This is a genomic window from Delftia sp. BGA-UO-ETr-SB1 (genome assembly GCF_059567865.1).
On record NZ_JCAQOW010000004.1, the window covers coordinates 942,377 to 959,374 of the forward strand.

General features: G+C 62.0%; 24 protein-coding genes. 15 read left to right on the plus strand and 9 right to left on the minus strand.

What is annotated here, in order from left to right:
• Positions 1–9: 9 nt before the first annotated feature.
• The 6 genes from AC57B5_RS04720 to AC57B5_RS04745 form a co-directional block, all read right to left on the minus strand.
• Positions 10–315 (minus strand): hypothetical protein, encoded by a 306-nt coding sequence (locus AC57B5_RS04720; protein ID WP_496398861.1) that lies wholly within the window; start codon positions 313–315, stop codon positions 10–12.
• Complete coding sequence (locus AC57B5_RS04725) at positions 303–500, minus strand: hypothetical protein (RefSeq protein WP_496398862.1); 198 nt, start codon at positions 498–500, stop codon at positions 303–305. The genes AC57B5_RS04720 and AC57B5_RS04725 overlap by 13 nt, the downstream gene beginning before the upstream one ends.
• A gap of 258 nt (positions 501–758) precedes the next feature.
• Positions 759–1,055 carry an excalibur calcium-binding domain-containing protein gene (locus tag AC57B5_RS04730; protein ID WP_239971157.1) on the minus strand — a complete coding sequence of 99 codons (297 nt, stop codon included), beginning with the start codon at positions 1,053–1,055 and terminating at the stop codon, positions 759–761.
• A gap of 291 nt (positions 1,056–1,346) precedes the next feature.
• Positions 1,347–1,892: a hypothetical protein gene (locus AC57B5_RS04735; protein WP_496398863.1), complete on the minus strand. Its 546-nt coding sequence runs from the start codon at positions 1,890–1,892 to the stop codon at positions 1,347–1,349.
• Between the two features lie 55 nt (positions 1,893–1,947).
• Positions 1,948–2,436 (minus strand): hypothetical protein, encoded by a 489-nt coding sequence (locus AC57B5_RS04740; RefSeq protein ID WP_496398864.1) that lies wholly within the window; start codon positions 2,434–2,436, stop codon positions 1,948–1,950.
• A gap of 1,120 nt (positions 2,437–3,556) precedes the next feature.
• Entirely contained in the window at positions 3,557–4,015 is a 459-nt protein-coding gene (locus AC57B5_RS04745; RefSeq protein WP_319077130.1) for a hypothetical protein, read from the minus strand.
• Between the two features lie 14 nt (positions 4,016–4,029).
• On the opposite strand from AC57B5_RS04745, the gene AC57B5_RS04750 reads away from it, so the two are divergent.
• The gene (locus AC57B5_RS04750; protein WP_081816154.1) at positions 4,030–4,245 is read left to right on the plus strand and encodes a hypothetical protein; all 216 of its coding nucleotides are present in this window, start codon (positions 4,030–4,032) and stop codon (positions 4,243–4,245) included.
• A gap of 130 nt (positions 4,246–4,375) precedes the next feature.
• On the opposite strand, the gene AC57B5_RS04755 is transcribed toward AC57B5_RS04750, so the two are convergent.
• Both AC57B5_RS04755 and AC57B5_RS04760 read right to left on the minus strand, forming a co-directional pair.
• Positions 4,376–4,588, minus strand: coding sequence for a hypothetical protein (locus AC57B5_RS04755; RefSeq protein ID WP_063325497.1), 213 nt, complete (start codon positions 4,586–4,588; stop codon positions 4,376–4,378).
• Between the two features lie 183 nt (positions 4,589–4,771).
• Positions 4,772–4,966, minus strand: a complete 195-nt coding sequence (locus AC57B5_RS04760; RefSeq protein ID WP_496398865.1) for a hypothetical protein — start codon at positions 4,964–4,966, stop codon at positions 4,772–4,774.
• An 88-nt stretch (positions 4,967–5,054) separates the two neighbouring features.
• Here AC57B5_RS04760 and AC57B5_RS04765 point away from each other — a divergent pair, with 88 nt between their 5' ends.
• Genes AC57B5_RS04765 through AC57B5_RS04815 form a run of 11 tightly spaced genes read left to right on the plus strand, consistent with a single transcriptional unit; the run spans position 5,055 to position 10,738 of the window.
• Complete coding sequence (locus tag AC57B5_RS04765; protein WP_496398866.1) at positions 5,055–5,483, plus strand: hypothetical protein; 429 nt, start codon at positions 5,055–5,057, stop codon at positions 5,481–5,483.
• Positions 5,480–6,205 carry a phage antirepressor KilAC domain-containing protein gene (locus tag AC57B5_RS04770; protein ID WP_496398867.1) on the plus strand — a complete coding sequence of 242 codons (726 nt, stop codon included), beginning with the start codon at positions 5,480–5,482 and terminating at the stop codon, positions 6,203–6,205. The genes AC57B5_RS04765 and AC57B5_RS04770 overlap by 4 nt, the downstream gene beginning before the upstream one ends.
• Positions 6,202–7,158 (plus strand): helix-turn-helix domain-containing protein, encoded by a 957-nt coding sequence (locus AC57B5_RS04775; protein ID WP_496398868.1) that lies wholly within the window; start codon positions 6,202–6,204, stop codon positions 7,156–7,158. Before AC57B5_RS04770 ends, AC57B5_RS04775 begins: the two co-directional genes overlap by 4 nt.
• Positions 7,151–7,933 (plus strand): hypothetical protein, encoded by a 783-nt coding sequence (locus tag AC57B5_RS04780; protein WP_496398869.1) that lies wholly within the window; start codon positions 7,151–7,153, stop codon positions 7,931–7,933. The genes AC57B5_RS04775 and AC57B5_RS04780 overlap by 8 nt, the downstream gene beginning before the upstream one ends.
• On the plus strand, positions 7,930–8,436 hold the full coding sequence (locus AC57B5_RS04785; RefSeq protein ID WP_496398870.1) for a hypothetical protein: 507 nt from the start codon (positions 7,930–7,932) through the stop codon (positions 8,434–8,436). The genes AC57B5_RS04780 and AC57B5_RS04785 overlap by 4 nt, the downstream gene beginning before the upstream one ends.
• Positions 8,437–8,479: 43 nt before the next feature.
• A complete protein-coding gene (locus tag AC57B5_RS04790) occupies positions 8,480–8,644 on the plus strand; it encodes a hypothetical protein (RefSeq protein WP_180319365.1) in 165 nt (54 codons plus the stop codon).
• A gap of 41 nt (positions 8,645–8,685) precedes the next feature.
• Positions 8,686–9,108, plus strand: a complete 423-nt coding sequence (locus AC57B5_RS04795; RefSeq protein ID WP_496398871.1) for a hypothetical protein — start codon at positions 8,686–8,688, stop codon at positions 9,106–9,108.
• Positions 9,105–9,425 carry a DUF4406 domain-containing protein gene (locus AC57B5_RS04800; protein WP_496398872.1) on the plus strand — a complete coding sequence of 107 codons (321 nt, stop codon included), beginning with the start codon at positions 9,105–9,107 and terminating at the stop codon, positions 9,423–9,425. Before AC57B5_RS04795 ends, AC57B5_RS04800 begins: the two co-directional genes overlap by 4 nt.
• Positions 9,418–9,675, plus strand: coding sequence for a hypothetical protein (locus AC57B5_RS04805; protein WP_496398873.1), 258 nt, complete (start codon positions 9,418–9,420; stop codon positions 9,673–9,675). Before AC57B5_RS04800 ends, AC57B5_RS04805 begins: the two co-directional genes overlap by 8 nt.
• Complete coding sequence (locus AC57B5_RS04810) at positions 9,672–10,199, plus strand: hypothetical protein (protein ID WP_496398874.1); 528 nt, start codon at positions 9,672–9,674, stop codon at positions 10,197–10,199. Before AC57B5_RS04805 ends, AC57B5_RS04810 begins: the two co-directional genes overlap by 4 nt.
• A complete protein-coding gene (locus AC57B5_RS04815) occupies positions 10,196–10,738 on the plus strand; it encodes a hypothetical protein (protein ID WP_496398875.1) in 543 nt (180 codons plus the stop codon). The genes AC57B5_RS04810 and AC57B5_RS04815 overlap by 4 nt, the downstream gene beginning before the upstream one ends.
• Before the next feature lie 24 nt (positions 10,739–10,762).
• On the opposite strand, the gene AC57B5_RS04820 is transcribed toward AC57B5_RS04815, so the two are convergent.
• On the minus strand, positions 10,763–12,103 hold the full coding sequence (locus AC57B5_RS04820) for a hypothetical protein (protein WP_496398876.1): 1,341 nt from the start codon (positions 12,101–12,103) through the stop codon (positions 10,763–10,765).
• Between the two features lie 279 nt (positions 12,104–12,382).
• Between AC57B5_RS04820 and AC57B5_RS04825 the strand changes: the two genes are divergently transcribed.
• From AC57B5_RS04825 to AC57B5_RS04835, 3 genes are read left to right on the plus strand one after another with little or no spacing between them, the layout of a single operon-like run.
• Positions 12,383–13,093 (plus strand): hypothetical protein, encoded by a 711-nt coding sequence (locus tag AC57B5_RS04825; protein WP_496398877.1) that lies wholly within the window; start codon positions 12,383–12,385, stop codon positions 13,091–13,093.
• On the plus strand, positions 13,090–14,637 hold the full coding sequence (locus tag AC57B5_RS04830) for a terminase (RefSeq protein WP_496398878.1): 1,548 nt from the start codon (positions 13,090–13,092) through the stop codon (positions 14,635–14,637). The genes AC57B5_RS04825 and AC57B5_RS04830 overlap by 4 nt, the downstream gene beginning before the upstream one ends.
• On the plus strand, positions 14,634–16,967 hold the full coding sequence (locus tag AC57B5_RS04835) for a portal protein (protein WP_496398879.1): 2,334 nt from the start codon (positions 14,634–14,636) through the stop codon (positions 16,965–16,967). The genes AC57B5_RS04830 and AC57B5_RS04835 overlap by 4 nt, the downstream gene beginning before the upstream one ends.
• The last annotated feature ends 31 nt before the right edge of the window (positions 16,968–16,998 follow it).

A 16,998-nucleotide genomic window follows, 5' to 3' on the forward strand; every position in this document is an offset into this window, starting at 1 on the left:
GAAGCTTGGTCATGGCAGCTCGCGCAGGCATTCCATCGACTTCGGGCCGTTCCAGACCACGGCATGGCTGGGCGGACAGGCCTGGGCGGCGCTGCGCGCGCGCTGCACGTCCGCTGCGCTGGCCGCGGGCTCCTGGGCCGCGCCAGCATGTGCACATGTGCTGAGCACCAGGGTCACCAGCAAAGCCAGGCACAGCAGCAGCCAGCCGCCGGGCGTGGACGCCGGCTCGGCCACAGGGCCAGGGCGCGAGGCCTCGCGGAGGAAGCGTGCATCGGGGTCGGGGTTGAAAGGTTCGGTGGGGATCACTCGCTGCATTTCGGCTCTCCTGAAACGACAAATCCGCCAGGAGGCGGATTTGGGTTGGTTGCTGCTCGTTGCAGTTGGCGCTGGGCCTCCTGCTCGGCAATGAGGCGCTCTTCTTCGCGCCAGTCGGCATAGGTCTGAGGCTCATACGCGACGCGGCCGCGTTCGCCTCGCAGGCGGTTGAATCTGGATCTCATGGTGGACCTCAAAAAAGCGCCCGCCCCACATTGCTGCAGGGCAGGCCAAATGCCGCACAGGGCGACCCACGAAACAAAAAAGGCCCTGCAACTGGGGGAGCTGCAGGGCCTTGGTGGAAAGTGCCGATGCCTTGAAGGCGTGCCTGGGAATTAGAGAGGGAGGGAGGATGAAACCCAGGCTCGGCGTGAAACTGTTGGACTCAGTATGGCCCGGACATGATCAGGAAAACATGTACAGGAGGTAAAAGATCGTTGGCATCAGTTGCAGAGTTGACGCTCGCAAGGGATGCCATCGTTGTCCCCGTCCATCTTCGTGTTGGGGCAGTTGCGCAAGAAGAACTTGGCCTCCTCGCAGGAGGTCATCTGCGAGCAGTGCGTGCGCCCGTCGCATGTGTATTTGGGCGTGCTTGAAGTGCTGCTGCCGATATCGATACTGCGCGTGCGTGGCTCGGTGAGCAGCAGGGTTGGTGATAGGCCGCCAGTCTTGGCTTGATATGCCGTGTACGCTTTCCAGGCCGCCACCGCGAGCAGCACGTAAACAATGAGTCTCAGCATTTAATGCCTCTCTCTTATTGTGATTTGTACGGCGGGCATCGTATCGCAGTCAGAAATGAAGATGGCCAGCCCTGTTCGCCCGGGCTTATTCTCAATTCGACGGTGGCAAGACTCTCACTGCTTGCAGGCGGGCAAATGCCTGTCACGATTGGCCATCAAGAAAAAGAGCGGATCACCCGGCGGACAGTCTGTCGGTGGCGGCATCTCGGATTACCTTCATCCACGCCCGGTTGCAGTTTTTCAGTGCCGCGCTCTTTCTTGATGGCCCCGGCGCTATGCCGAGGCGCAGTTTCATGTGTGCTCGACGCAGACCTTGGTGAAAGGGCCGAGGAAAGGATGTCCACCTTTCCTGTATTCCAGGAGGATGCTGTCGCCTGACTTGACACCACCAACCGGCATCACGGTGTCTTTGACTCGAACCTCGAAGCCGAGCTCGCCGCTGACCAGGGCCAAGCTCCAGTCTCCGCTTACGAACCGGTCGACCTGCTCAACCTTCGCCCGTAGTCGAGAGATTTGCGCTGCAGTTCCGCGCTCTGCTAGCAGCTGCTCCTGCGGAATAGCAGGCCTTGGGCCCGCCCAGGCGATGGTCTCGTCATCTTCATCGGTGTCGCGTAGCGGCCTCAGTTCCGCGTCGCGGTAGACAACGATGGCTCGGGCGCCAGGCTCGATGGTGCGGTCGCCGAACCGGAACGTGGACAGCGGTAAACCGATCCAGTCCGCTGGGATCTCGAACTCACCGGGAGGGGCCGGCTTCCAGATGCGCATGAGCGCACCGTTGTTCGCAGGGTACTCATAGTCGTTGACCACGATGGCCAGATCACCGGGCTTGCAGTGCATACATCTCTCCTTTTTGAACTGTAAATATATACAGCTACTGAGAATTTGTACAGTATTACAGCGCCAAGCGTTGCTCAAGCAACAGCAGTTCTGCATGAACCAGCTCGATGCTGTGTGTGAGCGTGTCGATTTGCGAAACCAGTGGCGCGCTGCTGCGTGCTTGGTTGCCAATGCCTTGGCCAGCCGCAGATCCTGACTCAGCCGTGGCTGGAAGCATGACGGGGGCCATGCGCTTGATGAGGCGCTGTGCCGTGGCGCGCAACTGCTCTGCTTGTGCGGAGGCTTTGGAAAGGGCTGCTGCTGTCGGGCTGGTGGTCTGTGGGTTCAACGCTTGTGCGAGTTGCCCAAGTCGAGCGGGTTCAAGCAATGCGGCGCCAGGCAATCCTGCCAGGGCTGGCACGCGGCCAATGGGCTGGTGGTTCACGGTGGTCTCTCCTGTGGTGGCGGAAACAAAAGCGGCCTCCCTGGGAAGCCGCTTTTGTTTCGCCCCGATGCGCTCGGGGAGGGCGTGCTGCATCTGGTAGCAGCTGCGCGGCATCAACATGCCGCACCGTTTATTTGCTCCGTGGTGTCATCTCACTGCGTTCGTCACCGGAATGCCTGGGCGGTGTTCCATCGTCGGCTCCAGATGCGCTGGCGCGCACCCTTCATTGCCTCCCGCCTACTCTCTACAGGGCATGCCGCCCGCAGTTCCTTCCCTATGCCGTGAACCGTGCTTTGACGGACTGGCAACCGCGCGGAGACGCGGCGCGCTGACCTGGCCCATGCCCAGGAGCGCCATTGCGCCGGACGAATGCCCCTCAGGTGGGGCAAGCAACATCGGCGTGCAGTGCGAGAGCTGAGTGCAGATTGGATGAGGCGGCCATCTGAGATACTTGCCGTGGGAGCCGCTAACTCCCACTGCGCCTTAGCAAGGCGCTTACAGGTGCGGTGACTTGGGGTGGTATGGGATGGATGTCCCGCCTGCTCGGCGATAAGAGCATTGCCCCTGTTCTCCAAGCCGATGCCAGAAGCCCATTCGCGGTAAGCAACTGGCCGCGCCAGCAAGGGCGCGTAATAAGTGCAAAGCGGGTTCTTGACCCGTGGCCACGGGTCTTCACCGGAGCAATCCAAATGAAGACTTCTGTGCGTGTGAGCATCAATGTCGATGTCGCCAAGTGCCTTCGGGTCATCCTGGCGTTCGTCGCATTCCTTTTGATGCTGTGACCGAGTGGGGCGGGCTGGAGCGATCCAGCCCGCTTCCCGCTGAACTTCTCACGCGCCGTCAGCGGCCGCCTCAACCAATCTGTACTCAAGCTCTCTTGTTAAAGACCGGGGCCATCCCGGTCGATGCCGTGGTGCCCAACTTCCCTGCCTGTCCGCATGTGCGGTGCCGGGTCGCTGGAATTTATTGTAAACATGTTTACATGATTGCATTCAATTATTTGTAGATGAGTTTACAAAAAGCCATTTTTACTTGTCCGGAAGATTCCGCTTGTGGGGCATCTTTGGTCGCAGCTATGATTGCTACATGTATGGAAACACAGTACTTTCGGACGCGACTGAAGGGCGCACGCTCGTCAGAGCGCGAAGTGCGTGTGAAGCTGACGCAGAGATTGAGGGGTGTATCCGCGAGTTGACGACTCAGGGCGTAAAAGCCTTGATCTTCCCGAGCGAGGAGCTGCTTAAGACTTGGCGGACACGTCTTGCAGCACTTGCATGATGGCAGTGCTCGCCGCGTTGAATGCCTTTGCTCGACTGAGCTTGTCCGACTGCGGGATCATGTCAAAAAGCACCCCCAGCTCAACTGCTGCAGGCGTTAGCTCTGATGGTGCGCTGATCGTAGGTGCCTGCTCCATCTGACCTTCCCCGGTCAGCAGCCACCTCGAATTCACCTTCAGATAAGCGGCAACTTTGTCGTGCGCTTCGGTGCGCAGCTTTTGATCCCGCCCCTTGGCATTGGTCAGGATCATGCCAATGTTCTGGACGGATGTTCCAGCCGCGTTGGCAACGTCCTTGCGCTCGATCTCACGCCCAAGCGTTTCCGATCGCTTCTGCATGGCTTGAAGTAGACGTTCCCCGTAAAGCATGACGCACCTTAATCCTTGGTGTGTAAATTCGGTTGCGCGCTTGTCTGTAAACATGTTTACAATCAAGCATGAAGAAAGATCGTGCTATCGAGCTGTTGGGTGGAACCCCAAAGAAGGCCGCCGAAGCGATGGGGTACCGCGCAGTTCAGACCATCTACCTCTGGCCCGATGTGCTTCCGCAAGCCACAGCGGACCGCGTGATGGGTGTTGTTGGCCGAATGTCAAAGCCGGGCAAACGGCGTCGTCGTGCACAACCCACCACCCAGGAGCAGGGCCATGCCTAAGCCGTACCGCCTGGGCGGTGCCCAGCCGACGAGCAACAGGTTTTCGGGGAAGCGTTGGTGCCGAGGGTCGGCGTTCTTTGTGACCCTGCTGCGCAGCAGGACGCACGTCTGGGAAGGTTGCCGGTACGCGTCAGCTTCCGTCTTGGGTGGGGTGTTGTGCCTGCCCCGCACGCCGGGCTTCTTCTGCAGTGTCCACGCGCTGAATGCCTTCCAGCAGTGCGTAGTAAGCGTCTTCGAACGTCTTGGCAACGATGCCCCGCGTGAAGTCGCTGTACTCCAACTCGATCTTCGAGAGCATTGCTCCAGCGAGAGTTGCTGTGGGCCCGATCAGTTCTTGTTTCATGTCCGCCCCTCTCGGGAATGGTTGTGTAGGAGCTCCCATTCTGCCCCGGGAGGTGGCGGACACCCCTCCCAAGGATCAAGACCATGCATATGCCATACCGCTGGGGCGCCGATGTCCCGCCAGCAGCACAGAGGCTCAAGAACCGCCGGCTGGAGCGCTTGTACGCAGCCGAGTACTTCCGTCTTACCGGTGCTCGTCTGGGCCTTGGAGAGCCTGCTGCTCTGCAATCAGCACGCGAGCGCGCTGGATCGCCGCATATGCCTTCGCAACCTCCTCCGGCAACTGCATCAAGTTCCCCGCTCGCACATCGTGATAAACGCGGGCGGCGATGAGGTTCACGGCAGCTAACACATCGGAATCGTTGATTTTTTCGTTCATGGCCTGGGGCTTTCGGATGGATGGTTGGTGGAACACCCATTCTAGGAACGTGCCCACGGCCGCCATTTATCTCAAGGAGTAGTCCCGAATGCGTGGCACCCCCCAAGTACTGAGCCGCGCGGAGATTGACGCGGCGGATCGAATCATCAAGGCGCTGAAGGGTCTGGCCCCCGAGGAAGCGGAGCGTGTGCTGGCCCATGTCCAAGCCCGGTTGGACGAGGCTGAAGGTGGCGACGTGATGTTTGCCCGTGGCATCGCCGGCCCCAATGGCGCTCTGGACACCTGCATGAAGACGTGGGTTGACAGTGGCACTGCGGAGCTTTTCAGGCGTCGTGCAGCCATGCGCAAACAGAACTCGTCGGCCTGCCAGCGGGACTGCATTTACCTGCTGGTCCACGAGAAGACTTACACGTTGATGGTTGCGGAAAAAGCGTTGCATGACGCTGATGCTATGGACCTGCGGGAGCATTTGACAGGCCCATTTCCGGCCCGGAAATTCTGGGGGGCCGGGCAATGAACGCGATCACTGCAATTTCTGCTGCCGTGCTGACCATGAGCAGCCGCGAAATCGCCGAGCTGACGGGCCGCGACCACGGCAACGTGATGCGCGACATCCGTACGATGCTGGACGACCTGCAGGCTTCAAATTTGAATCCTGTTTGCGAAACAACGACTTACGCGGGCGCCAACGGCCAGCGCTACCCGCAGTACGAACTGGACCGCGACACCTGCCTGACCCTGCTGCTGGGCTACGACGCCGTGGCGCGCATGAAGGTGGTGAAGCGCTGGCAGGAACTGGAGGCCCAGGCCGCCCCCGCGCTGCCGGATTTCTCCAATCCCGTGGCCGCCGCACGCGCCTGGGCAGATGCCAAGGAATCCGAGCTGCGCACGGCCGAGGCGCTGGCCCTGGCCGCGCCCAAGGCAGAGTTTGTGGATCGCTTCGTGGCGGCCGAGACCGGCGCCATGGGCTTCCGCCAAGTCTGCAAGCTGCTGCGCGCGAACGAGGAGCGCTTCCGCGCGTTCCTTCTGGACAACAAGGTGATGTACCACCTGGGGGGCCGGCTGACTCCGCTGGCCCAGCACATGGACGCAGGCCGCTTCGTGGTGAAGGCAGGCCATGCCCAGCACAGCGACCACGCCTTCACCCAGGCCAAGTTCACCAGCAAGGGCGTGACGTGGATTGCCGGCCTGTGGGGCCAGCACCAGGCCCGCCTGGCGCAGGAGGGTGCGCAGCAATGAGCACGATGATCATGGCGGCCTGCTGGCCGCTGGCAATGTCCCCCGCGCAGAAGGCGGTGCTGATTTCCCTGGCTGACCAGGCCAACGATGACGGCGTGTGCTGGCCCGGCGTTGCGACGATTGCGAAGCGCACCTGCCTGTCCGAGCGTGCCGTACAAGATGCCATCGCATGGCTGCAGACGGTGGGCGTAGTGTTCCGGGAATACCGCATCAACTCGAGCACCAGCTACACCATCACGCCGGCCAACTTCAACCCGGTTGCAGCGCCCGCGAAGCGCAAGCGTGGCACGGGTGCAGCTGCCGCACCGGGCGCAAATGGCGCACCCCCCGCAAATGGCGCACCGGGTGCAGACGGCGCACCACCTCCTGCAGATGGCGCACCAGGGGGTGCAAATGGCGCACCTCAACCCCCGCAGATGGCGCACCCCAGGGGTGCAGATGGCGCACCCAAATCATCATTGAACCGTAATAGGAACCGTAAAGGAACCGCCAACGAATCATTCCCGCCGGCTGCGCCGTCGGCCCCCGATGGGGCTGGCGGCGATCGAGACGACGGGGAGACAGCCCTGCAGGCAGCCTGCAAGCTCACCTGGGCGGCGTACAGCCTGGCCTACGAGCAGCGATATGGCGTCAAGCCGGTGCGCAACCAGGTCGTGAACGCCAACGTGAAGACGCTGGTCAAGCGCCTGGGCTTCGAGGAAGCGCCGCTGGTTGCGGCTTGGTACGTGTCCAGCGTGAACGAGGCTTTCGTGGTGAAGAACTCCCACGGCGTCGGCGTGCTGGTGAACCAGGCCGAGAGCTTCCGCACACAGTGGGCCCGTGGACAGGCGGTGACCGGCACGGCTGCGCAGGCAGCGGACAAGACGAGCGCCAACTTCGATGCCATCGAGGAGGCCAAGCGGCTGCTGCGCCAGCGCGGCGGCCGGGGCAACGGGGAGGGCGGCAATGCGTGACGACCTCGACACCGACTGGCTGCTGGAGGAGCTGGGCGCCACGATGGAGCTGAGCGGCCAGCAGGTCCGGCCTACTGCACTGCTGCTGCTGGCGGAAGACCTGGCCCACATCGAAAAGCCTGTGCTGCGCCTGGCCCTGGCCCGCATCCGCGCTGAGCATCGTGGCCCGATCCTCACCGGCACCGTGCTGCAGTACGTGGACCACGCCATGGGCCGCATGCTGCCCGCGGAAGCCTATGGCCTGGCGCTGACCAGCGCAGACCAGCAGGCCACTGTGGTGTGGACCGACGAGATCGCCCAGGCCTGGGCCGTGGCTGCGCCGCTGCTCACTGCTGGCGATAAGTTCGGTGCGCGGCAGGCCTTCATCGAGGCCTATGGCCGGATCACTGGCGAGGCCCGCGCGCTGCGCCGTCGCCCCGTGGTTCAGGTCAGCCTGGGCCACGACCCCGAAGCCCGGACGCGCGCGGTGCAGGAAGCCATCACGGCAGGCCGGCTGCCGGGCGGGCTGGAGGGCCTGACCGACGACCTGCGCGAGCAGCTGCAGCTGCCGGCCCCGCGCGCAGCCCTGGCGCTGCCGGCGCCCGAGTCCATGCCCAGCGGCCCGAGGCGCGAAGTTCTGGCCCAACTGGCCACCCTGCGTGAAGCCTTCGCGCTCAAGGCCTCGCGCTTCACGCCCGTTCAAGTCCAGGCCCGTGCAGACCGGATGCGCCTGGGCCAAGCCAAGCGCCGCACTGCCGCCGCCGTGGCGCAGCACCAGCAGGGGAGCCAGCTATGAGCGCCATCCATTCCTCCGTGAGCCGCGACTACCTGACGCTGCCCTACACCTACACGCTGGCACAGGAGCTGCCGGCCAGTGAGCGGCAGCCGCTGCACCAGCGCAAGCGCGATCCCCTGGCCGCTGCAGTCCAGGCCGCCGTGCATGCCGTGGGCTACGCCGCGCCGACAGTGCAGCACTGGCGCGACCTGGCCGACGCCGCGAACCTGTCCGAAACGCTGCTCGGCATGGGTGTCTTCACCGAGCCCGAGGCCCAGAGCCTGTTTGCCGATGCAGTGGCGGCCGTCGTGGACCTGGGCCGCAAGCACGGCCACGGCCAGGAGATGCGCCTGAACGCTGTGCAGCTGGGCCACCTGGTCGAGTTCGGCGAAGCCTACGGCCAGGTGCTGGAGGTGATCCCTGCCCGCACCTTCATCCGCGCGCACCGCGCCACCGAACGCCGTCTGCGCGAGCTGCTGGTCAACAGCCACGGCAGCGACACCCATGAATTCATCGTCGTCTGAACACCAATGGCAGCAACACCAAATCAATCTCAGCGGGGAAGCCGTGGCGCACCTCGTCAAGCTGGCCCAGCAACCCGGGTGGTGGGAGTACGTCAAGGCCAGGGCCAGGGAGCTGGACAGGGACGAGTCCCGGCTGTTCGTGGACATCGAGCAGCAGGTGGTGCAGCAGCTGCAGGCGCTCGCCTGGCGCCCGCCGCCCCGCGCGTGACGGTGCCGGCTGGGCATCAGGGCCCGATCACGATGCTGGGCATGGACCCGGGCAAGCACACGGGCCTGGCCTGGATCGTGGATGGCCAGCTGCAGGGCCTGGAGGAGATTGCGCCTGCGCAGATCCTGCAGACGCTGCAGGGTAGGGCGCCCACGCTTGTGATCTTCGAGGACAGCCGCAAGGCCCGGAAGACCTGGACCGGCCAGGGCAGCGCCGCGGCGCGGGCCAAGATGGCGCGCAACGTGGGCGAGATCGACGCATGGTGCGTGCTGATCGAGACCCTGTGCGCCAGCCTTGGCATTGGCTGCTTCGGCATGCCGCCCAGCGCGAAGGCCGGCGGTGCCCACGGCGCCAAGATCGATGCCGCCACCTTCAGCCGCCTGACCGGCTGGGCCGGCCGCAGCAATCAGCACCAGCGTGACGCCGCAATGATCGCGTGGTCCTTCCGGAGGGCCCGGCCATGAAGCGCATCTACATCGCCGGCCCGATGTCCGGGATGCCCGAGTTCAACTACCCGGCCTTCAACCGCGCCGCCGCCACGCTGCGCGCCCAGGGCCATCACGTAGAGAACCCGGCCGAGAACCCCGCGCCAGCGTGCGGCAGTTGGGCCGGCTACATGCGCCTTGCGCTGCCGCAGCTGTGCACCTGCGATGCGGTCTACATGCTGCCCGGCTGGCGCGGCTCCAAGGGCGCGCGCGTGGAACACGGCCTGGCCCTGGATCTGGGCATGGAGGTGCAGGACTTCGATGCCGGCGCAGGGGAGGGCGGTGCCCATGCTTGATTTCCGCCCCGACCTTCCGCGCCGTAGCCAGCGCGGCCCCGTGCGTGCCGGAGCCCAGCACCCGCCCCTGTGGCGTGGCGCCACAACGCGCGAGCGCATCGACGGTCCTGACGCCCTGGGCCGCTACCGCTTCTCCGTCTGGTCGGAAAACCGCTGCTGCAGGCTGGAGCAGCACGGCCCGACCCGCGTGTGTGTGATGAACGACCACGGCTTCCTGGTGCAGGTGGATGTGGAGGGCGACATCCGATGATCCAGAACCGGAGCACCTGGCCGCGCCGCAGCTTTGGCCGGCGGCAGCCATTCTCCGCCCAGGTCGAGGACCGCGAGGACCTTCTGGCGCAGCGCGCGGCCCGGGCCATGGACAGTGCCCGCGCAACTGCCGGTTTGGCGTGCACCAGCATCGTGGTGATGGGCGCAGCCAGCACAGGCTTGGTCGTACCCAAGGCCGAGATTCTCGAATGTGAGGCCTACCGCCGCGCCGTCGCCGCGCTGCCCTGCATCTGGTGCGGCATCTGCGATTTCTCTCAGCACGCACACCTCAACCTCGGCAAGGGCTTCGCGCTCAAGACCGACGACCGCACGGGCTTCCCCCTGTGCTGCACGCGCCCCGACATCGAGGGATGCCATGTCGCTTACGACCAATACCGCCTTGTTGACGGCGGCCGCGAAGCCCATCGGGACTATGGCCTCGAGTGGGGCCGCATCACCCGCCACACCATCCTCGAATCTGGCCAATGGCCACAACGCCTGCCACTCTGGAGTGAAACCGCATGAACCAATCCACCACCAGCACCATCCACAAGACAGCCGGCGGCAATCCGGACACAGGCGCGGTCGAGGCCGTGCCCACACTGACGCAGGTCTATGAGGCGATCCGCCAGCTGCACGAGGCAGGCGAGGAACCGACGCGCGACCGCATCCACAAGATGACGGGCCTGAACCTCACCACGGTGGACGACCGCATCAAGGTGCTGCGCGGCGAGGGGATGATTTCGGCGGTGAAGCAGTGCTACCGGCCGGTGCACCAGCACGGGCCGGCGCGTGCTGTGACGGTTACCCACCTGACCGATGGGCGCTCAATCCTAGAGATTGGAGAGCATGTCGTCCATTTCAACAGAACCGAGGGCGGAATGGTCGGTCAGGCTTATGCAGGGATTGCGCTCGAACACACTGCACTGGCGCGCGTCACAGAATTGCAGGACCAACTTTTGAATGAAGTGCTAAGACGAAGGGTCCTCGAGCGTGAGATACGAGCATTGAAAATGAAAAAGCGCTCTGATATTGGGCAGAAAGATCTGTTGGATTTGGATTGATTGAAAATAGCCAGTCGATTGTTATCAATATTCGGTGTGGCGAAATTGGGTTCCAGGGATAATGTGAAAGCGATTATGATTCATCTCTCTGTACATCTTGTCCAGTAGCATTAGATTTTCTATATTATCATCGGCGTAGTTCTTAGTGTGGATATCGATTCGATTTGGAAAAACTAATTCTGTATCATCCGCAAGTAATGCATTTAGTAGTTTTATCTCCTTAAAGCTGACTTTTCCAATTGAATTTTGTTCGAGCAAAGGGCGATTGGCCAAGCTGCTGTCGGTAAAAATCTTTCCGTCCATGAGTACTCCCTCATCTCGAATAAGTTCGCTTTGTATATCCGATATCAAATCTCTCATAGATTGATCATGAATAACGCTTGTATTGAAGTATGTAGACCAAGATTTTCTAATTGTTTCGGAGGGGTTGGTTCGAATAGAATTTAAATATGCCTCTCTATCAGCGCTGTTGAGATCTAATAGTGTTCCGTACATTAAGAAAATTGTCTTAAAGAATATTAGTTCTCTATGAGAATCCCGGCGAAGTTCCATTGCAATATAGTGGCCGAGATATTTGTTGCGAAACGATTCTTCTATCACGTTCGCTAGTGCGGCCATGGCCGTGCTAGATAAGTCCAGTGCAAAGCGAGATAGCGCTGCAATTAATGTGAACAATTCTGATATAGTAAGAGAAGGAAAGTGGATATTTGTTAAATGAATAAGTACAGAGTACTCAAGGCGGTCTTTATCATTCAAGAGATTTTGAAATCTTCTATCAATTTCTCTTTTTGCCAATGTGCTTTCAACAATATCTGGAGCCGATTCTGATGTTTGAATGAGCGATAGATATTCACTTGCTGTAGCATTAGCCTCCAATAAAGATAGTAGGCTGAGTGGCACCTTGTGATGACATATCCCGTTTTTTTGATAATGTATTAGTATGACTTGACCAAATTGTTTGGTGTGAATTAATTGATGCTGAACTGTGTCGCAATCGGCGGGGGGTATATTTCCAATTTCAATAAGTTCACTGTGGATTGCAAGTTCTCCTGACTCCAAAGCAAATACTCCCTGAGCCTGCATAGCATCATCGCTATTCGAGAGCTTAGTGCGTAGCATCCGCAGTTTTCTATTGTTGAACTGGCCGCCCCATGCTGTAGTGGTTGCGTCTAAAAAATGAGTCGCTTCATGTTTAAGTAATGCTCGATACTCCATAGTCTGCCAGTCTATAGGATTTCCTGGTTCCCAGTTAATGGCTTTTTCGAAAGAGGAGTAATGTTTTGCAGTATAGTTATTAAGAATAATTATATTTGAGCAAAAATCAAAGTATGCTTCATGGTCTGGCGTTGCAAGATGTGAGATCATTGTGGTAATTCAAATGTTGGCGGTTTGTATAAATGGTTATCTCTATTGTGAGAATATAATTATTTTGAGTAAATTGATTATTTATGATGTTCAGTATTCTGTGTATTTGGCATGAGAATGAAGCATAGTTGGAAATACGCGCCCCGGCTAGGGTTCGACAGATAGATCTAGCAATTCGAGACTGAGCGCATGGCCCAAAACTCAGTCGTCAAGCCCGCTCCTCCAAAGATAGCTCCCACCAAGTCGCCAGTAGCCGACAGAAAGACTGCAGGCGGCTCCTTGCCTGCCAACCGCGCGGCGCCCAGCATCTCGGCCGACTGGGAGCGTATCGAGCTGGATTACCGGGCTGGCATCAAGACCCTTCGCCAGATCGCCGACGAGCACGGCATCACCCATGGCGCCATCAACAAGCGCGCCAAGCGTGATGGGTGGGAGCGTGACCTGGGCGTCAAGATCCAGGCGAAGGCTGATGCGTTGGTATCCAAGGCGGCGGTATCCAGCGAGGTATCCACGGATACCAAGGTTCGGGAACGGGCCGTCATCGATGCCAACGCCCAAGCCGTAGCCGACGTTCGCCTGGCACATCGTCGGGACATTCATAGGGCGCGGCGCATCACCAACACCCTGTTGGACGAGCTGGAAAAACAGACGGACCCGGATACCTTGCTGCTCCTTAACGAGCTGGGTGAGATGCTGCGGCAGCCAGACGACAACGGGCAGGATCGCCCCAACGACCTGTACCACAAGGTCATCAGCCTGTCCGAGCGGTCCAAGACCATGAAGACCCTTGCCGAGAGCCTCCAGAAGCTGGTGGACATGGAGCGCACTGCGTTCGGCATGGACAAGCTTTCCGAGAAAGGCGATGAGCCTGGCGCGCTCAAGCAGATGACCGATGCCGAGCGGGCGGTGCGGCTCGCTGCCATGCTCAACGGCGGCCCAGGCGCGGCTATGGTGTTGGCCACGCTCGCGGCGAAGCGGGGTGAGAAATGACCACGCTCGCGCTGACCACGGCCGATATCCTGGATCTGCTCAAGGGACTGGATGCGGACACGCGCGCGGAGCTGGACTCCCTGCTGCTGTCTGGCGATGCGCCCATCTGGTTGCCGCAGCCCGGGCCCCAGACCGTGGCCTTTGAATCCGAGGCCGATATCGTGTTCTACGGTGGCGCGGCCGGCGGCGGCAAGACCGACCTGCTGCTGGGCCTGCCGCTGACCAAGCAAAAGCACAGCATCATCTTCCGGCGCCAGTCCGTGCAGCTGACCGGCATCGAAGAGCGCATGACCTCGATTCTGGGCACGCGCGATGGCTACAACAGCCAGGACGGCATCTGGCGGCTGCCGCAGGGCAAGGTCCTGGAGCTGGGCAGCGTGAAGGAGCCGGGCGACTGGATCAAGTACCAGGGGCGCGCGCACGACTTCAAGGGCTTCGATGAGATCACCCACTTCACCGAGTTGCAGTTCCGTTCCCTGATCGGCTGGCTGCGCACCGACGACCCGACCATCCGCCAGCGCGTGGTGTGCGCGGGCAATCCGCCGACTGAGCCTGAGGGCGAATGGGTGAAGCGCTTCTGGGCGCCGTGGCTGGAGCCTTCGCACCCGAATCCAGCCAAGCCGGGAGAGCTGCGCTGGTTCGTGACCAACGAGAAGGGCGAGGATCAGGAGGTGCCTGGTCCTGAGCCCGTGATGGTGGGCCCGGACCTGATGACGCCCAAGAGCCGGACGTTCATTCCCTCAAGCGTCAACGACAACCTGTTCTTGCTGTCCACGGGCTACAAGGCCACGCTGCAGTCCCTGCCCGAGCCACTGCGCAGCAAGATGCTGAACGGCGACTTCAACGCGGGCAGCGCGGACCCGGCCTGGCAGGTGATTCCCACCGAGTGGGTGAAGGCAGCACAGGCCCGGTGGAAGCCGCGCGAAGCCAAGGGCGGCATGACGGCCCTGGGCTTGGACCCTGCGCGCGGCGGCATCGACAAGACCTCGGCGGCGCGGCGCCATGGCGCATGGTTCGATGAGCTGATCACCGTGCCGGGCGCGGTCACCAAGGACGGCCCGACCACGGCTGGCTTTGTCACGCCCCTGGTGCGCGACGGTGCGTGCATCTGCGTGGACAGCATCGGCATCGGCTCCAGCGCCCTGGATTTCATCGTGGGTCTGAACCTGCTGGTGCTCGCGGTCAACGGCTCGGAGACGTCCAACGCCATGACCAAGGCCGGCAATCTGCGCTTCCGGAACCGCCGCGCGGAAATGTACTGGCTGCTGTGCGAGGCTCTGGACCCGACGAACCCCAACCCCATCGCGCTGCCCCCTGACCCTGAGCTGCTGGCCGACCTGACAGCCGTTCGCTACAAGGTCGTGACACTGGGCCGGGTCGCGGCAATCCAGATGCTGTCCAAGGACGACATCCGCAAGGCGCTGGGCCGCTCCCCTGACAAGGGCGACGCGGTGGCAATGACCTTTGTCCAAGGCATCCCTGAGCCCGGCAGCAAGCGCCACGAATACGAAGAACCCGAAGAGACCGATTGGAGGCTCAATTGATTAACACCAGCACGATGGACGTGGACTCGCCCGAATCCGAGGGTCCTCTGGATGCCGGGGATGATGATCTGCACCTGGGTGAGGGCGAGGTGTCGCTCCACGAATACACGGAATGGCTGCGCGAGATGGACGAGGAGCCGCCCTGGCGCATCGCGGCCGACAAGGAGATGGACTATGCCGATGGCAAGCAGCTGGACACCGAGCTGCTGAATGCCATGAAAGAGCAGGGCATTCCGCCGGCCATTGAGGACCGCATTGGGCCCACGTTGCGCGCACTCACGGGCTACGAGGAGAGCACGCGCACGGACTGGCGAGTCACAGCCAACGGCCAGACGGGCAGCAAGGATGTGGCCGACGCTCTCAACGTCGAGCTGAACGAGGCAGAGCGGAAGTCCCATGCCGATGACGCCTGCAGCGGTGCATTCCGCCCGCAGTCCGCCGTTGGCTTTGGCTGCGTTGGCGTTCAGCGCGTGAGCGACCCCACCCAATATCGCTACAAATGCGCGGTCGTGCGTCGCAGCGAGGTGCGCTGGGACTGGACAGCCGAAGAGTCGGATCTCAGCGACGCGCGGTATTTCAAGCGGGACAAATGGCTGCATCCCGAGCGCATCGCGCGCTCATTTCCGCAGGCGCGCGAACTGATCCTGTCCTGTGGCCGAAATGGCGCGACCTGGTGGCAGCAGGGCTACCCGGGGCGACTGGCGAACCAGGGCGGCAGTTCCACGGGCCTGACCAATGCCGACCAGGACGCGCGCGGCTGGACCGTGGAAGAGGCTCGCTGGTATGACCGCACAAACAAGCAGCTGTGCCTGACCGAGCTTTGGTATCGGCGCTGGGTTGAGGTAGTGCTCCTCGAGTCGCCTGACGGTCGGGTGGTCGAGTACGACGCGGGCAACCAAGCCCACAACTATGGCCTGGCTACTGGTATGACCAAGGCTTTCAAGGCCATCGTGGCGAAAGTGCGCCGCAGCTACTGGCTCGGTCCGCACAAGCTGCACGACAGCCCCACGCCATACCCGCACAGCCATTTCCCATACGTGATCTTCTGGGGATTCCGCGAGGATTCCACGCGCGTGCCCTATGGCTACGTGCGCGGGCTGATCTACCAACAGGACAGCCTGAACAGCGGGACGGCGCTCATGCGCTGGGGGCTGTCCGCCCACCGCGTCGAGAACACCAAGGGCGCGACGGATATGCCGGATGCGGTCCTGCGGCGCACCATCGGCCGCCGCAACGCTCATGTGGTGCTGAACCAGGAGCACATGGCCAAGCCGGGCGCACGCTTCGAGGTGAAGCGGGATGTACAGCTCACCGAGCAGCAGCACCAGCTCATGAACGACTGTCGCGCGGTCTTCGAGCAGCTGTCCGCGGCGCCGGCGGCCTTCACGGGCCAGCGCGGAAACGCCACCAGCGGCCTGCAGGAGCGCACGCAGCTGGAGCAGGCCAACCAGGCGCTGGGCGAGATCATGGGCAACTTCCGCCGCGCGCGCACGCTGATGGGAGAGATGCTGCTGGCCATGATCATCCAGGACCTTGGCGCTAAGGAAAAGACGGTGATCATCGAGGGCGATGCCGTCACCGAGGACCGTTCGGTGGTGCTCAACAAGATCGAGACCGATCCGGCCGGCTACACCTACCTGAGCAACGACGTGCAGCGGACCCTGCTGAAGGTCCAGCTCGAGGACGTGCCCAGCACGCCCGGCTATCGCTCGCAGCAGCTGTATGCCATGCAGGAGGTCATCAAGACCATGCCGCCGCAGTTCCAGCAGGCCGCCATGCCCTACATGGTTGCGCTCATGGACACGCCCTACAAGCGCGAGATCATCGAAGCCCTGCGCGCGGCCGGCTCCCAGGAGAGCCCGGAGCAGGTCGAGCAGCGGATCCAGCAGGAGGTGCAGGCCGCACTGTCCAAGGCCGGGCACGACCTCAAGGCGCGCGAGCTGGAGATGAAGGAGCGCCTGACGGATGCTCAGATCAAGAAGGTGATGGCCGATGCCGTGCAGGTGGGCGTGCAGGCCGCCTTCTCTGCGATGCAGGGCGGCGCCCAGGTCGCCATGAATCCTGCCATCGCCCCCATCGCGGACGCCATCATGCAGGGCGCGGGCTACCAGAAGCCGAATCCAGGTGGTGATGATCCGGACTTTCCGGTGCCCAGCGTGGCTGCTGGTGGCCCCGCTCCGCAGTCGGGCGGCCCGGGCGCGGCCGGCGAAATCGGCCAGGTGCGCGAGAACACCAGCCCTGCATTCCCGCCCATCCCGCAGGAGCCGTCGCGCGGCATGCAGGGCATCGAGACCACCGCGCCCGACGACAACCTGCCGCAGGGCAGCTGATCCCATTGGCTTCGGCCAGCGCCGCCTTCGG

Bases quoted from the DNA above. Each gene is read 5' to 3' on its own strand.
- AC57B5_RS04810 (WP_496398874.1), top strand. From the start codon at position 9,672: ATGATCCAGAACCGGAGCACCTGGCCGCGCCGCAGCTTTGGCCGGCGG.
- AC57B5_RS04820 (WP_496398876.1), bottom strand. From the start codon at position 12,103: ATGATCTCACATCTTGCAACGCCAGACCATGAAGCATACTTTGATTTT.
- AC57B5_RS04785 (WP_496398870.1), top strand. From the start codon at position 7,930: ATGAGCGCCATCCATTCCTCCGTGAGCCGCGACTACCTGACGCTGCCC.
- AC57B5_RS04765 (WP_496398866.1), top strand. From the start codon at position 5,055: ATGCGTGGCACCCCCCAAGTACTGAGCCGCGCGGAGATTGACGCGGCG.
- AC57B5_RS04730 (WP_239971157.1), bottom strand. From the start codon at position 1,055: ATGCTGAGACTCATTGTTTACGTGCTGCTCGCGGTGGCGGCCTGGAAA.
- AC57B5_RS04795 (WP_496398871.1), top strand. From the start codon at position 8,686: ATGGACCCGGGCAAGCACACGGGCCTGGCCTGGATCGTGGATGGCCAG.
- AC57B5_RS04780 (WP_496398869.1), top strand. From the start codon at position 7,151: ATGCGTGACGACCTCGACACCGACTGGCTGCTGGAGGAGCTGGGCGCC.
- AC57B5_RS04805 (WP_496398873.1), top strand. From the start codon at position 9,418: ATGCTTGATTTCCGCCCCGACCTTCCGCGCCGTAGCCAGCGCGGCCCC.
- AC57B5_RS04830 (WP_496398878.1), top strand. From the start codon at position 13,090: ATGACCACGCTCGCGCTGACCACGGCCGATATCCTGGATCTGCTCAAG.
- AC57B5_RS04720 (WP_496398861.1), bottom strand. From the start codon at position 315: ATGCAGCGAGTGATCCCCACCGAACCTTTCAACCCCGACCCCGATGCA.
- AC57B5_RS04775 (WP_496398868.1), top strand. From the start codon at position 6,202: ATGAGCACGATGATCATGGCGGCCTGCTGGCCGCTGGCAATGTCCCCC.
- AC57B5_RS04800 (WP_496398872.1), top strand. From the start codon at position 9,105: ATGAAGCGCATCTACATCGCCGGCCCGATGTCCGGGATGCCCGAGTTC.
- AC57B5_RS04815 (WP_496398875.1), top strand. From the start codon at position 10,196: ATGAACCAATCCACCACCAGCACCATCCACAAGACAGCCGGCGGCAAT.
- AC57B5_RS04740 (WP_496398864.1), bottom strand. From the start codon at position 2,436: ATGTTGATGCCGCGCAGCTGCTACCAGATGCAGCACGCCCTCCCCGAG.
- AC57B5_RS04770 (WP_496398867.1), top strand. From the start codon at position 5,480: ATGAACGCGATCACTGCAATTTCTGCTGCCGTGCTGACCATGAGCAGC.
- AC57B5_RS04725 (WP_496398862.1), bottom strand. From the start codon at position 500: ATGAGATCCAGATTCAACCGCCTGCGAGGCGAACGCGGCCGCGTCGCG.
- AC57B5_RS04755 (WP_063325497.1), bottom strand. From the start codon at position 4,588: ATGAAACAAGAACTGATCGGGCCCACAGCAACTCTCGCTGGAGCAATG.
- AC57B5_RS04750 (WP_081816154.1), top strand. From the start codon at position 4,030: ATGAAGAAAGATCGTGCTATCGAGCTGTTGGGTGGAACCCCAAAGAAG.
- AC57B5_RS04760 (WP_496398865.1), bottom strand. From the start codon at position 4,966: ATGAACGAAAAAATCAACGATTCCGATGTGTTAGCTGCCGTGAACCTC.
- AC57B5_RS04735 (WP_496398863.1), bottom strand. From the start codon at position 1,892: ATGCACTGCAAGCCCGGTGATCTGGCCATCGTGGTCAACGACTATGAG.
- AC57B5_RS04745 (WP_319077130.1), bottom strand. From the start codon at position 4,015: ATGTTTACAGACAAGCGCGCAACCGAATTTACACACCAAGGATTAAGG.